This is a genomic window from Aquiflexum sp. TKW24L (assembly GCF_023502205.1).
Classification (GTDB): domain Bacteria; phylum Bacteroidota; class Bacteroidia; order Cytophagales; family Cyclobacteriaceae; genus Cognataquiflexum.
The window spans coordinates 110,514-123,610 of the sequence record NZ_JAMFLG010000007.1 but is presented as its reverse complement, the minus strand read 5'-3'; the positions used below and the strand labels follow the sequence as shown (position 1 = coordinate 123,610).

At 39.6% G+C, this 13,097-nt stretch carries 14 protein-coding genes; 6 read left to right on the top strand and 8 right to left on the bottom strand.

Annotation, left to right across the window (positions count from 1 at the left end; genetic code table 11):
* Nucleotides 1–41 precede the first annotated feature (41 nt).
* Nucleotides 42–1,697 carry a UxaA family hydrolase gene (locus M3O96_RS06860; RefSeq protein WP_249719585.1) on the bottom strand — a complete coding sequence of 552 codons (1,656 nt, stop codon included), beginning with the start codon at nucleotides 1,695–1,697 and terminating at the stop codon, nucleotides 42–44.
* 106 nt (nucleotides 1,698–1,803) lie between these two features.
* Here M3O96_RS06860 and M3O96_RS06855 point away from each other — a divergent pair, with 106 nt between their 5' ends.
* From M3O96_RS06855 to M3O96_RS06835, 5 genes are all read left to right on the top strand, one after another.
* Complete coding sequence (locus tag M3O96_RS06855; protein ID WP_249719584.1) at nucleotides 1,804–2,799, top strand: sugar kinase; 996 nt, start codon at nucleotides 1,804–1,806, stop codon at nucleotides 2,797–2,799.
* Between the two features lie 86 nt (nucleotides 2,800–2,885).
* Nucleotides 2,886–3,548 (top strand): beta/alpha barrel domain-containing protein, encoded by a 663-nt coding sequence (locus tag M3O96_RS06850; protein WP_249719583.1) that lies wholly within the window; start codon nucleotides 2,886–2,888, stop codon nucleotides 3,546–3,548.
* Between the two features lie 23 nt (nucleotides 3,549–3,571).
* Nucleotides 3,572–4,594: a TRAP transporter substrate-binding protein gene (locus M3O96_RS06845; RefSeq protein WP_249719582.1), complete on the top strand. Its 1,023-nt coding sequence runs from the start codon at nucleotides 3,572–3,574 to the stop codon at nucleotides 4,592–4,594.
* 95 nt (nucleotides 4,595–4,689) lie between these two features.
* Nucleotides 4,690–5,175 carry a TRAP transporter small permease gene (locus M3O96_RS06840; protein WP_249719581.1) on the top strand — a complete coding sequence of 162 codons (486 nt, stop codon included), beginning with the start codon at nucleotides 4,690–4,692 and terminating at the stop codon, nucleotides 5,173–5,175.
* A gap of 3 nt (nucleotides 5,176–5,178) precedes the next feature.
* Nucleotides 5,179–6,477 carry a TRAP transporter large permease gene (locus tag M3O96_RS06835; protein WP_249719580.1) on the top strand — a complete coding sequence of 433 codons (1,299 nt, stop codon included), beginning with the start codon at nucleotides 5,179–5,181 and terminating at the stop codon, nucleotides 6,475–6,477.
* A 68-nt stretch (nucleotides 6,478–6,545) separates the two neighbouring features.
* On the opposite strand, the gene pfkA is transcribed toward M3O96_RS06835, so the two are convergent.
* Nucleotides 6,546–7,532 carry a 6-phosphofructokinase gene (gene pfkA, locus M3O96_RS06830; RefSeq protein WP_249719579.1) on the bottom strand — a complete coding sequence of 329 codons (987 nt, stop codon included), beginning with the start codon at nucleotides 7,530–7,532 and terminating at the stop codon, nucleotides 6,546–6,548.
* Nucleotides 7,532–7,906: a methylglyoxal synthase gene (locus tag M3O96_RS06825; protein ID WP_249719578.1), complete on the bottom strand. Its 375-nt coding sequence runs from the start codon at nucleotides 7,904–7,906 to the stop codon at nucleotides 7,532–7,534. The genes pfkA and M3O96_RS06825 overlap by 1 nt, the downstream gene beginning before the upstream one ends.
* A gap of 226 nt (nucleotides 7,907–8,132) precedes the next feature.
* Here M3O96_RS06825 and mscL point away from each other — a divergent pair, with 226 nt between their 5' ends.
* Nucleotides 8,133–8,534: a large-conductance mechanosensitive channel protein MscL gene (gene mscL, locus M3O96_RS06820; protein ID WP_249719577.1), complete on the top strand. Its 402-nt coding sequence runs from the start codon at nucleotides 8,133–8,135 to the stop codon at nucleotides 8,532–8,534.
* 28 nt (nucleotides 8,535–8,562) lie between these two features.
* On the opposite strand, the gene M3O96_RS06815 is transcribed toward mscL, so the two are convergent.
* The 5 genes from M3O96_RS06815 to M3O96_RS06795 all read right to left on the bottom strand — a co-directional run bounded on the left by M3O96_RS06815 (nucleotide 8,563) and on the right by M3O96_RS06795 (nucleotide 13,094).
* Nucleotides 8,563–9,018: a type 2 periplasmic-binding domain-containing protein gene (locus M3O96_RS06815; protein WP_249719576.1), complete on the bottom strand. Its 456-nt coding sequence runs from the start codon at nucleotides 9,016–9,018 to the stop codon at nucleotides 8,563–8,565.
* Nucleotides 9,019–9,029: 11 nt separating this feature from the next.
* Entirely contained in the window at nucleotides 9,030–9,404 is a 375-nt protein-coding gene (locus M3O96_RS06810) for a hypothetical protein (RefSeq protein ID WP_249719575.1), read from the bottom strand.
* 36 nt (nucleotides 9,405–9,440) lie between these two features.
* Nucleotides 9,441–9,989: an RNA polymerase sigma factor gene (locus M3O96_RS06805; RefSeq protein WP_249719653.1), complete on the bottom strand. Its 549-nt coding sequence runs from the start codon at nucleotides 9,987–9,989 to the stop codon at nucleotides 9,441–9,443.
* A gap of 163 nt (nucleotides 9,990–10,152) precedes the next feature.
* The gene (locus M3O96_RS06800; protein ID WP_249719574.1) at nucleotides 10,153–11,076 is read right to left on the bottom strand and encodes a universal stress protein; all 924 of its coding nucleotides are present in this window, start codon (nucleotides 11,074–11,076) and stop codon (nucleotides 10,153–10,155) included.
* 539 nt (nucleotides 11,077–11,615) lie between these two features.
* Nucleotides 11,616–13,094 carry an oligosaccharide flippase family protein gene (locus tag M3O96_RS06795; RefSeq protein WP_249719573.1) on the bottom strand — a complete coding sequence of 493 codons (1,479 nt, stop codon included), beginning with the start codon at nucleotides 13,092–13,094 and terminating at the stop codon, nucleotides 11,616–11,618.
* Nucleotides 13,095–13,097: the final 3 nt, after the last annotated feature.

Here is a 13,097-nt window from a genome sequence, read left to right as displayed (position 1 = left end):
ATTAAACTCATCAACCCCCCAACTTCAAAAACCTTTAAACTCTATAGTGAAACTCCCCTTTTCCAAGGAATGAAATCGTCCTGACCGAGGAGTACAGCTTTTGGTTTAACTTCCCCAGAAGCCACTTTGATAATCATTTCCAAGATTTCTTCACCCATTTGGGGTATACTCTTTTCACCTGAAATGATTCCTCCGGTATCAATATCGATGATATCCGGCATCCGTTTGGCAAGTTTGGTGTTGGTTGCGATCTTGATGATCGGGGCAATAGGATTTCCGGTAGGCGTTCCCAATCCCGTGGTGAAGACCATGATATTCGCTCCCGACCCTGCCATGGCAGTCGTACTTTCGACATCATTGCCCGGAGTGCAGACAAGATTGAGTCCCGATTTTTGAAAATATTCTGCATAATCGAGGACATCTATGACAGGTGAAGTTCCCCCTTTTTTGGCTGCTCCGGCAGATTTTATCGCATCAGTGATCAAACCATCCTTGATATTGCCAGGTGAGGGATTCATGTCAAAACCTGAACCGACTGCAATCGCAGAAGCTGCATATGCTTTCATCAATTCGCTGAATTTGTCGGCTGATTCGTCAGTTGCACATCGGTTGATCAATTCCTGTTCCACTCCACACAATTCCGGAAATTCTGAAAGCATGGTAGTTCCTCCAAGAGCAACTATCAGATCCGAAGCATAGCCTACGGAAGGATTTGCTGAGATACCTGAAAAGCCATCCGATCCACCACATTCCAATCCCAAAGTTATCTTACTCAGCGGGGCAGGTTTTCTTTCTTGTTTGTTGGCTTCAACCATGCCCAAAAAAGTCTTTTTTATGGCTTCCGAAAGAAGTTGTTGCTCCGTTCCCTCTTCTTGCTGTTCTAGGATAATGACAGGTTTTTTTAATTCAGGATTGATTTTATGTAGCTTTTGTTTCAAGATCGACGGCTGTGCATTCTGACAACCTAAGCTCAATACTGTTGCTCCGGCCACATTTGGATTATTGATATATCCTGCCAAAAGTGCACACAGTGATTCGGAATCCCTTCTCGTACCCCCGCATCCTCCCTGATGATCAAGAACTTTGATACCATCCAGATTAGGAAAAAGTGTTTGGGACTCCATTTCCTTTGCTTTTTCCACACTCAGGTTTACAATTTCGTCTTGTCTTCCTTCCTGATGCAATTTCACCATGTTTTTGACCATAGACTTGAATGGATTCGTTTTTCCATACCCCAGAGCTTCATTAAATGCATCTTTGATGACTTCGACATTTCTGTTTTCACAAAAAACCAATGGGATAATCAACCAATAATTGGCAGTACCAACTTGCCCATCTTCCCGGTGATAGCCCATGAAAGTCCGATTTTGAAATCTACTTATGGAAGGAGGATTCCATTGGTAATTTTCCGTTTTCTTGCCGTAATATGCAGCCTCATGGATGGTATTCTGGGTTGTCAACAAACTTCCTTGAGGTAATTCTATTTTGGTTCGTCCGACGACTGTCCCATACATATAGATTACATCATCTTTTGATAATTGTTCAATGGTAAACTTATGTTTTGCCTGAATTTCCTGCTGAAGTTTGATTGACTTTCCGCGGAAATCAATGGTACTTTCTGCAGGTAAATCCACCAATGCGATCAAAACATTGTCCTTTTCGTGGATTTGAATAAAAGTATTTGGTTTGTCGGCCATATATATTTTGATTTAATCTGAAATCGTTTGCATGAACTTATATCCTGTATTTCTTGAAAACAAAATTTAAGTGTTTATTTTCATGAAAGATTAGCATTTTAAAACAATGGGCAAAAAAATTATTACCATAGGCGAAGTAATGATGCGTCTCAGCACTCCGGGACACGAAAGGTTCGTTCAGGCGAGTTCTTATGAAGCGGTCTTTGGAGGATCGGAAGCTAATGTTTCCATATGTCTTGCCAATTGGGATCAGGAAACTTTCCATATCACAGCTTTTCCCGGCCATGAGATAGGAAAAGCTGCGGCCCGTTACCTGAGACAGACAGGTGTGAATACGGATTACATTTATTTTTCTGAGGGAAGAATGGGCTTGTATTTTCTGGAGAACGGTTCCATGCAGCGTTCTTCTAAAATCATCTATGACAGATTTGATTCTGCTTTTTCCAATTTTGATGGAAAAGACATTGATTGGGATATGGTTTTTGATGGGGCGGATTGGTTTCATTGGACAGGAATAACACCAGCACTGAGCCAAAATGCTGCGGACATGACTCTGAGGGCACTTAAAGCTGCATATGACAAAGGTTTGACAATCAGTGGAGATATCAATTATAGAAGAAACCTTTGGCAATATGGTAAAGGACCTTTGGATATCATGCCTGAGCTTATCAGATATACACACGTTTTGGTAGCTGGAAAATCAGATTTTGAAAACTGTATGGACATTGCCTTTGATGATTGGGGCGATGCTTGCTTTCAGGCCAAAAAGGATTACCCTCAGATTAAGTATATTACCAAGACGAAAAGAGAATCTATTTCTGCCTCTCACAACCGTCTCAAGGGTGTCTTGTGGAATGGGGAAGAAATCCTTTTCTCTACTGTCTATGAAATGACACATATTGTAGACAGAGTGGGTGGGGGAGATGCCTTTATCGCTGGATTGATTTATGGTTTATTACATTTTTCCGATCAAGAAGCCATTGAATTTGCGACGGCTTCCTCTGTCCTCAAGCACAGTATAAAAGGTGACGCCAATTTTGTTTCTTTGGAGGAGGTTCATGATTTGGTAAAAGGAGTAAATGTCGGCAAGCTTATGAGGTAGTAATTGATTTTTAATAACTCCTTTCAATAATTACTCTTCCATTTACGCAATTTCAAATTTCAATTAACAAATAACCAACTCAAGTAATGAAATATACCCAGCAAGAAATCCTTGATAAAATGGCCGAAACGGGAATGATTCCCGTATTTAACCACAAGGATATCTCTATCGCAAAGGCAGTTATCGATGCGTCATACAATGCCGGAATCCGGGTTTTTGAATTTACTAACCGAGAAGCCAATGCTTTTGAAGTTTTCAAAGAGTTGAAGATTTATTCAGAAAAATATCCCGATTTGCTGTTGGGAATAGGTACTATTTTTTCTGCAGGAGACGCAGCCCGTTTTCATCTGATCGGGACAGATTTTGTGGTTTCTCCTGCGTTGATTCCTGAAGTCGCCAATTACTGCACCATGAAAGGTATTTTTTGGGTTCCCGGCTGTGCCACAGTTACGGAAGTCCATCATGCCAAATCAATGGGAGCACTTTTGGTTAAGGCTTTTCCTGGAAATTTATTGGGTTCAGGGTTTATCAAAGCAGTCTTGTCTGTCATTCCTGACATCAAGATGATGCCAACTGGAGGTGTGGAACCTACCAAGGAAAACCTTTTAGAATGGTTCAAAGCCGGTGTGCATTGTGTTGGGATGGGCTCTCAATTATTCGACAAAAAAGCGATTGAAAAAGGAGAATTTGAGGTTTTGGAAAGTAATATCAAGAATGCTTTGACTACCATCCAAGAACTTAGAAAATGAAATTCAATTGACTCAATAAACCCATGATTGATTACATACAGTTCATTAAGCGTAAGTGTTTGAATTCCCTCTCAAAACCAACTTTTTTGATCGTATTATTTCTTCTTTTGTTTTCTACCTGTAAAGGTCCTGGAGGAGTAAGGCTGATCAAATTGGGTCATGGACTTGGAATCACACACCCTGTCCATGAGGCGATGGAATTTATGGCAGAAAGAGTTGCCGAGAAGTCCAATGGTCAGATGCAAATCCGAATCTATCCAAACCAACAATTGGGTACAGAAAGAGAGTTGGTGGAATTGCTTCAAATTGGAAGTCTTGGTATGACTAAAGTATCCTCAGCAACGATGGAAAGCTTTGCGCCAAGGATGCAGGTGCTTTCTATGCCGTACCTTTTTAAAGACGATGCGCATAGAGATAAGGTATTGAAAGGGGAAATCGGCAAACAGTTGCTGCTCGATGGAGAAGATTTTTGGTTAAGGGGATTGTGTTATTATGATGCAGGCAAGAGGAGTTTTTATACCAAAAATAAACCCATCGAAAATCCATCTGACCTGAAAGGTTTGAAAATCAGAGTTATGGAAAGTAATACTGCCATCAATATGGTGAAGAGTTTTGGAGGTTCTCCGACTCCAGTCTCGTATGGCGAGCTGTATACCGCTCTGCAACAAGGAATCGTCGATGGGGCTGAAAATAATCCTCCAAGTCTTTATACTTCCAAGCATTATGAAGTCTGCAAGTTCTATTCTATCAATGAACATACTGCTGTACCGGATGTGCTCATCGTGAGTACCAAAGTCTGGAACCTACTCGATGATCAGGAAAAAATATGGCTTCAGGAAGCAGCTGACGAATCGGCTGTTTATCAATATAAACTTTGGGCAGAGTCTGTTGAGGAATCCTACAGGGAACTTAAAAAAGCGGGGGTGACCATCTTGTATCCGGAAGTAGCAGGTTTTAGCGAGGCAACAGAAAGTATGTATAAGGATTTCAAAATTTCCCAACCTGAATTGTTTGAAATCGTGGATCAAATCAGAAAGGTCGAATGAAGGATTTCAGCATTATAGGTGCTTTTTGTTTCAGACTATTTGCCTTTGATCCCTTCCTTCTAAATTCAATTCTTTAACCCAAAATAAATTTACCAATGCTTAATGCTTCATTCAAATTAAATCTTGACAAAGTCATTTCGTCACTCTTGATTATTTTGATGACTTTGATGGTTTTAAACGTAACCTGGCAGGTTTTGTCAAGGTACGTGGTACAGAATCCAAGTTCATTTACAGATGAATTATCGAGATACATGTTGATTTGGTTGGGGATGTTGGGAGCAGCATATGTGGCCGGACAGGATCAGCATATAGCCATTGACATTTTGCCCAGAAGACTTCATGGTAAATCAAAAATGAAATTAATGATTTTGATCAATGCGGTAGTTTTGTTATTTGCCTTTTTGGTAATGGTATTGGGAGGAAGTAACCTCGTGTACATCACTTTCATTTTGAAGCAAAAATCTGCAACTATGCAGATTCCTCTTGCCTACATCTATACCATTTTGCCGGTCAGCGGATTGCTTGTGATTTATTACCAGATTTTTCAGATATCTCATCATTATAGACTTTATAAATCCTAAGCGATGGAATATATCAGCATCATCATTTTGATTCTTTCATTTATCACTTTATTGGCAATAGGGGTTCCTGTTGCCTGGAGTTTGGGAATCGCTAGTTTTATTACTTTGCTTGTCTCTGTTGCAGCCGGACCTTCTGCCACTACGATTGCACAGCGGATGGCAACAGGATTGGACAGTTTTGCTTTGCTGGCAATCCCTTTTTTCGTTTTGGCAGGAGAGATAATGAACAAAGGCGGAATTGCCAATAGACTGATAGAATTGGCAAAATCCTTGGCAGGAAGACTTCCGGGAAGTTTATTATATGTCAATGTGATAGCTGCCATGTTGTTTGGGGCAATCGCAGGATCGGCTGCGGCAGCAGCATCAGCATTGGGAAGCATTCTTGGCAAAAGAATGGAAACAGATGGCTACCCAAAAGAACTTGGAGCGGCTGTGAATATAACTTCCTCGACCACCGGATTGATAATCCCTCCATCAAATATCCTTATTGTCTATTCCTTGGCATCGGGAGGGGTTTCTATTGCCGCATTGTTTGTTGCCGGATATTTACCTGGGATTTTTATCGGGTTGGTATTGATGTTAACAGCAGCAGTTTTTATCCGAAAAGAAAAACTGCCGGCTGGGGAGGGAGTTTCATTAAAAGAGTTTGCGAAAACCTTTTTTCGTGCATTTCCATCACTGATGCTATTGGTGATTGTGATCGGAGGGATAGTTGGCGGAATATTCACTGCCACTGAAGCTTCCGCAATTGCGGTAATTTATACTTTGGGATTGTCCTTCTATTATAAAGAGCTGAAAATAAAAGAATTGCCTTCTATTCTACTGAAATCCTCAGAGACAACAGCCATTGTGATGCTTTTGATCGCAACATCTATGAGCATGTCTTGGGTGATGTCAAGTGAGGATATCCCTCAGGCGATTACAGATTCCTTGCTGTCAGTCAGTGATAATATTATTGTTATCTTGATTCTGATCAATGTCATTTTACTCTTTGTGGGAGTATTTATGGACATGACTCCAGCTGTTCTGATTTTTACTCCGATTTTCTTGCCAATAGTGACAGAGTTGGGAGTGGATCCTGTTCATTTTGGAATTATCATGATCATGAACCTGTGTATTGGGTTGTGTACTCCTCCTGTCGGTTCTGTACTTTTTATTGGGGTTCAAGTTGCAGGTACGACATTAGAAAAGGTCATCGGCCACTTGATTCCTTTTTTCATCGCCATGATATTGGGATTGATAGTCATTACCTTATGGCCGGGGTTGACATTGTGGTTACCAAGGCTTTTTGGATTAATGTAGAAAAGGTGTTGCCAAAAAAGGGTTGAAACAAAAAAGGAGGTTTTCGCCTCCTTTTTTGTTTCAACCCATTAGGTTGATAAAATTTTTGCTATTCTAAAATCATCTTCATCTACTTCCTTGTGACCCACTATTGCCTTTGCAATGGGGGTAAAGACAACCTTGTTATTGATAATTCCTGCCATCACATCGTATTTTCCTTGCATTAATCCCTCAACAGCAAATACGCCAAGTTTACTTGCCAAGACTCTGTCCAATGAACTTGGGGCCCCACCACGCTGCAGGTGACCAAGGATTGTTACTTTGATGTCATAATAGGGAAGTTCTTTTTTGATTTTTGCAGCGATCTCCACAGCGCCTCCACTTTTGCCCCCTTCTGCTACGATGACTATGTTAGAAGATTTCATTGCTTTGGTTCTTGCTTTCAGTCTTTCTACAAGCCTTTCGATTGGCATTTTCTTTTCAGGAATCAAAGTTGCGGCGGCAGCACTTCCTATTCCGGCATTGATGGCAATAAATCCTGCATCTCTTCCCATCACTTCCACGAAGAAAAGACGGTCGTGAGAGGTAGCAGTATCTCTTATTTTATCAATAGCCTCAATCGCTGTATTGCAGGCAGTATCAAATCCAATCGTCAAGTCTGTTCCGGCAAGGTCATTGTCAATAGTGCCGGGAAGACCAATAGATGGGATTCCATATTCATTGTAAAATAAATGGGCTCCCGTTAATGAACCATCACCTCCGATAATGACTAAAGCATCGATTCCGTGTTTTACAAGGTTATCATAGGCCTTCTTCCTTCCTTCTGGTGTCCTAAACTCACTGCTTCTAGCCGATTTGAGAAATGTGCCTCCGCGTTCTAGGACATGGGCAATGTTCTTGGATTCAAGTTTTTTGATGTCATCTTGGATCATTCCTTCATATCCTCGGTAGATGCCATACATTTCTAGATTGTAATAAAATCCTGCCCGGACTACGGCCCTGATCGCGGCATTCATCCCTGGAGCATCACCACCTGAGGTAAGTACGCCTATTCTTTTGATTGTTTTTGGTTCCATTAAAATTGTGAAGTTAGTTGTTTGAACATCAGTTCTGCCGCAGCTGGATTTGTCGCAAGGGGAATATTGTGAACATCACAAATTCTCATCAGCATCTGTACGTCCGGTTCATGGGGGTGCTTGTCAAGAGGATCTCTAAAAAAAATAACCATGCTCAATTCTTTTTGAGCGGCCATTGCCGCAATCTGTGCATCACCGCCTATTGGCCCAGAAAGCACTTTTTGGACATTGATTCCTATTTTTTCGATGTGAGAACCGGTTGTTCCCGTAGCCACCAATTCAATGTTCGAATTTTGCAATTGCTTTTTGAAACCACTTAGGAAATGTACCATATCGGCCTTTTTTCCGTCATGGGCAATCAATGCTATTTTCATTGGATATGTTTAATAGGTTGTCAGGGTAAATTTAGGAAAAATAATAGCTTATGCCTTCTTGATAATTTATTTTAATCTTTCTCAATCCAAATTTTGGTTGGAAAAAAACCAGAAACATAGGCTAACCTTACGCTAGCCATGATTTAAATCTATAAATATTCTTTGGTTTTGATTTTTTGGTTACTTTGTGACATTATTTCCCAAACAAAACAAAACTATTTAGTTTATGAGCCTAATTAAAGAATTTAAGGAGTTTGCCATGAAAGGCAACGTAGTCGATTTGGCAGTCGCAGTAATCATCGGCGGTGCATTCGGCAAAATAGTTTCATCTTTTGTCAATGACATTATCATGCCTCCCATAGGGGTAATGTTGGGCGGTGTTGATTTCAAAGATCTCAGTATAGTCATCAAAGAAGCAGAAGGAGAATTGCCTGCAGTAGTTCTGAGTTATGGTAATTTTATTCAGAATGTAGTCGATTTTCTGATTATCGCATTTGTAATCTTTATGGCAATCAAGGGAATGAACTCTTTCAAAAAGAAAGAGGTCGAAGCACCTGCACCGCCACCCGCACCACCTAAATCTGAGCTTCTTCTCGAGGAAATTAGAGATTTACTAAAAAATAAATAAAAAAAAGCAGCTGTAAGGCTGCTTTTTTTTATTGGTTCTTTGGTCCACCGTCTCTACCACCCCGGTGTCTCTGATACACCTGACGGGTAAATTCCCGGTTTACTCCTCCAAGTTTAATTGCCTGTTGGGGGGAAATAACCTTAGTTATTTCTTCCGTAAAAACTTTTTCTCTATCCAGTAACTGTTGTTGGATAGAAAACCGCTTCTGAATTATTTCTTTTGCCCTAGCTTCTGTCAAATCCTGCATTGATTCCCGGTTAAGGGATGAAACATTGTTCATCATCTGGGTGCGCTCATCATTATATTGGTTGAAAAGCGGCCAGAATTTCTCGGCCTGTTCGGGCTTCAGATCCAGCCTGTTTGTAATGAACGCTACTCTTGCAGCTTCCAGTTTCTCTTTGTCATACTCTGTAGTTGGTTTTTGGGCAAAAGCCGTATTGCCAAAGAACATCATGACAGCTATTATCATCAATATTTTTTTCATCTTTTTTAGGTTTACCACCACTCATCTATTTCAAAACCCGGTTGGTTATTTTCTACAGTTCCCCATTCTTCCTTTATTATTTCATCCAGGATCAAATTGGGATTATCTGAAAAGGACAGGATATCTTCTGCCTCCCATTGACCTGAATTGATATATAAATCAATTTCCTGTTCCAAATTTGCCTCAATGCTCTGGTCAATAGAAATCTCATTTTTGATCACAAAGAAGAAAACCCCGATCACAACCACAGCTGCTGCTGCAGTCATCTGAACAAAAGACATGGTCCGAGTTTTTCTTTTTTCATTTTTCTCCAAGACTCGGTCGGGCAGACTTTCGAAATATCCTTCGGGTGTTTTGAAAATATTGATATTAGATAGGTTTTCCATAATTCAATCCTTTAGACATCATTAATTTACAGAGGTTTACTCAGCATGAAGTTCATTTTCTATTTTTTTGACAGCGTGATGGTAGCTAGCTTTCAAAGCTCCCACTGAAGTTTCTGTAATCTGACTGATTTGGTCATAGCTCAGGTCGTCATAATACCTCATATTGAAGACGAGACGCTGTTTGTCGGGAAGTTTTAGCAAGGCTTTTTGCAAGCGGATTTCAATCTCTTCTCCGGTGATTAATGCTGATTGGTCCAGATATCCGGACATGGCCTCCATGTGGTCCTCAATGGGGAAGAAATACCTTCTTTTTTTTTTTTCCAGAAAATTGAGGCTTTCATTTGTAGCTATCCTATACAACCATGTGAAGAGGGTAGAGTTTCCATGAAAATTTTCAATGTTCCTAAAGGCTTTGATGAAAGTATTTTGGGTGACATCATCAGCATCTTCGTGGATAATCAGCATTTTTCGGATTATGTTGTACACCTTTTTTTGATACATCTCAACAAGCAACCTAAACCCTCTTTCCTTTGATTTGGGATTTCGGATCAATTCTAAAAGTTCTAGGTCACTGATTGATATCATCGGGCTGTTTGACATGAATTTTGACAAGAGGTTTAATTCCTGCAAATTTGTTTTTGAAGTTACTGTCTTCTAGCTGTTTCTTAAAGGTAGGATTAAAAAAAAATCCGGTCTTTAGGATGAAGCCCAAAAACCGGATTAAGATTCAATTCTATTCAATAGCTACCTAAATTTCCAAGATATAATCTAAAATTCCGGCATTTTTTCCTTTTGGTCTTGTGACCAAAAGCGGAAAGGATTCGTTAAGCTGGATCAATCGCTCTGCCATGCTTCCGATAAATAATGCTGTAGCTGCGGTTCTCCCTTTTGCCCCAATAATAATTGCGTCAGCACTTATTTCTTTTGCTTTGGCGATTATCTCTTCCACGGGATCATCGTCGTCATCCTGCGTATAGATGGGGGTGATCTTGATGTTTTTGGTATCAATGTTTCTGATGAATTTCTTGAAATTTATCTCTGCATGCATGAGCATAATGGAGGTAAATTCTTCATAGCTTTTGCCTGTAAAATGATATCCCGATGGAACGGTGAAAACATTTTGACAAATAATTTCAGCTTTCCCACCGTATTTTTCTACAATTATTACCGCTTCTTCCAATGCATCTTTGGAATAATCTGAAAAATCTGATGGTACAAGGAGTTTGTCTATTTTTGGTTCGGATTTTTCTGGTATGATCAATAGAGAACAACTCGCCCTTCTGGCAAGTCTTTGGGAAATGACTCCGGTACCGGGAAGGGTTACTTTTCTGCCTACAATGATCATGTCAGCAGATTTTTCGTGGGCAAGTTTTAAGATTTTCTTGCTCAATTGACCTTCCTTCACTACAAATGAGAATTCAATGTCCTCCCTTTTTCCAAAGTTACTATCAACGACTTCCTTCATCTGCCGCTTCCTTTCCTCTACCATATTATCTATGAGATTGGGAAACTCCTCTAAGACCTCTTTAGGAATCTGTAGGTTTCTTATGACATTTGCAAAATAGATTTTTTTAGTCTGATTCACCTTTGCAACAAATGAGGCAAACCTAACAAGGGTATAATCCAAATCACTTTGGTCAAGGCAGACGATGAGCTTTTTTATCTGATACATTTTTTTTAGCCTTTTCGAACCACAAAGTTAAGCGAATCCGATGATGAAAAATAATGGATTGGAGAATAAAATTTTGTCAATTTATTAATTCAAAATGTTATTCGAATTATTGTACTGTTATTTTTAAATATTGATTTGAATCGTTTGGATCTAATGTTATATCTCTTGAAGGTCAAGTTTTTTTAAATTTTTACCCAATAAAAATACATATTATATGTTCTGAACAAAATGATTTTTGGTCATTTCGGGGTATTCTTCCTTTGTGCGGAAATTCTGCTTGGTGGGTGACGGAATTTGGCAATATTGAGCAAATCAGGGCTATTGTTTCTATCATAATTTGTATATTTGCACAAATGGCTCGGGTCGCCGACATGTTCCGACTTCACAATTATAAAACAATCCCGAGTGAAGCCCTTTCCAAAAACAGGCCTCATCTTTTAGCAATAAAGGACCTCGCATCTCAGGATGCAGGATAACAGTGGAAGTTTGCGGATCTCCAGGCAGCTCAAATCCTGTCAGTAAAGAGGTTTGGTAACACTCTAAGGCCTGAGCCCTTTTATTTTTTGAATTACTTTTTTCTGATGCTCTTTAGCTATTCCCAAAACAAATATTCCAAAGAAATACATGATTGTTATGGCAATTGACCTGATGAGTAAATCCGCTATACCGGTTTCAAAATCTTTGAAAATGTAGGCTTGGACAAAGTAAATCGCCATCCCCAAAACTATGATTTTCAATACATCCCAAGAAAATGGTTCAAACGAAAGCTGGATTTTGATATAAATGTATTTGATAAAATTATAAAGGAACATAGCCAAAAATGAAGCAAAAGCGGCACCTTCGATCCCATAAGTTGGAATAAGCAAAAGATTAAACATAACCACAGCAACACTCATGATAACTGTCGCTGTAATGTTGAAGATATAGTACTTTGAAAAAACGATAATTTCGCCGTTAATAGAAAAAACCACATCACACATTTTTCCAAATCCGATCCAAAGGACTACCCATTTTCCCGCTTCATATATGGATTTGTTGGGAACAAAATGATATAGATTATCAATATTTGACCAAATTCCAAGAAACAGCAAAATGCATATCAAGGTTTGATTCACAGCAATGTCTTTGTAAAGCTGGTTGATTTTTGAAAATTCTTGACGGGAAAAATAATCAGCCACCACCGGCATACTGACTTGTGATATGGCCCTTCGAGGCATTTCCATCACTATGGCAATAGAAAAAGCAATGTTGTAAATCGCATTGGCTTCCAAACCGATCATGGAACTCACCATGAGGCTGTCAATTTTCATGATCAAAATTCCACCCGCAGTTCCGAGTAAAGTGATGAAGCTGTAAATCAAAAACTCAGATTTGAATCCTTTTCTCCCAAAATCAAAATCTAATTTGAGGTCAAATATTCCAATCCGGAACATATAGACCATTAGAGTCATGAGCACGATCAAATAATTCAATGCCAATCCCCAAACCATTTGGTCAAATTCAATCCATCCAATTAGATATAGGGAAACAAGTATGGTTGAAAGCAATCGCAGCAAAACCTCCCTAAGTAAAGTTGGGATGGCGATTTTCATATATGACCTGCTAAATGCATCCAAAACAGTATTGACTACCGCAAAAAGGGTGATCAGCAACACGACTATAAAAAAGTCAATGACTTGTGGTGAATTTACGGCGAAGGCGGAAATAATCTGATCTTTGAAAATAAAAAACAGCAGGGAAACAGAAATAAACCCAAATAAGGTTACCAAAACACTAAATGTGAGAAAAGATCCCTGTTTGGATTTCAATTGAGGAAAAAACCGGGTGATGGCGTTTCCAAGTCCTAACTGTGCAAAAGGAACCAGTAGCATTGCCATGTCCTGGACCGTTCTGAATATACCGATTTGCTCAGGTGCCAAAGAATAGGGAAAAAGCCAAAGCACATTGAAATACCCAATTACAACTCCCAAGTAATGGGAGAGGGTGGTTAGGATACTTTGGCGGGCAAATTTTTCCAATTC

Excerpts from the sequence above, each read along its gene's own strand:
- M3O96_RS06860 (WP_249719585.1), bottom strand. The coding sequence starts at position 1,697 with ATGGCCGACAAACCAAATACTTTTATTCAAATCCACGAAAAGGACAAT.
- M3O96_RS06855 (WP_249719584.1), top strand. The coding sequence starts at position 1,804 with ATGGGCAAAAAAATTATTACCATAGGCGAAGTAATGATGCGTCTCAGC.
- M3O96_RS06850 (WP_249719583.1), top strand. The coding sequence starts at position 2,886 with ATGAAATATACCCAGCAAGAAATCCTTGATAAAATGGCCGAAACGGGA.
- M3O96_RS06845 (WP_249719582.1), top strand. The coding sequence starts at position 3,572 with ATGATTGATTACATACAGTTCATTAAGCGTAAGTGTTTGAATTCCCTC.
- M3O96_RS06840 (WP_249719581.1), top strand. The coding sequence starts at position 4,690 with ATGCTTAATGCTTCATTCAAATTAAATCTTGACAAAGTCATTTCGTCA.
- M3O96_RS06835 (WP_249719580.1), top strand. The coding sequence starts at position 5,179 with ATGGAATATATCAGCATCATCATTTTGATTCTTTCATTTATCACTTTA.
- pfkA (WP_249719579.1), bottom strand. The coding sequence starts at position 7,532 with ATGGAACCAAAAACAATCAAAAGAATAGGCGTACTTACCTCAGGTGGT.
- M3O96_RS06825 (WP_249719578.1), bottom strand. The coding sequence starts at position 7,906 with ATGAAAATAGCATTGATTGCCCATGACGGAAAAAAGGCCGATATGGTA.
- mscL (WP_249719577.1), top strand. The coding sequence starts at position 8,133 with ATGAGCCTAATTAAAGAATTTAAGGAGTTTGCCATGAAAGGCAACGTA.
- M3O96_RS06815 (WP_249719576.1), bottom strand. The coding sequence starts at position 9,018 with ATGAAAAAAATATTGATGATAATAGCTGTCATGATGTTCTTTGGCAAT.
- M3O96_RS06810 (WP_249719575.1), bottom strand. The coding sequence starts at position 9,404 with ATGGAAAACCTATCTAATATCAATATTTTCAAAACACCCGAAGGATAT.
- M3O96_RS06805 (WP_249719653.1), bottom strand. The coding sequence starts at position 9,989 with ATGATATCAATCAGTGACCTAGAACTTTTAGAATTGATCCGAAATCCC.
- M3O96_RS06800 (WP_249719574.1), bottom strand. The coding sequence starts at position 11,076 with ATGTATCAGATAAAAAAGCTCATCGTCTGCCTTGACCAAAGTGATTTG.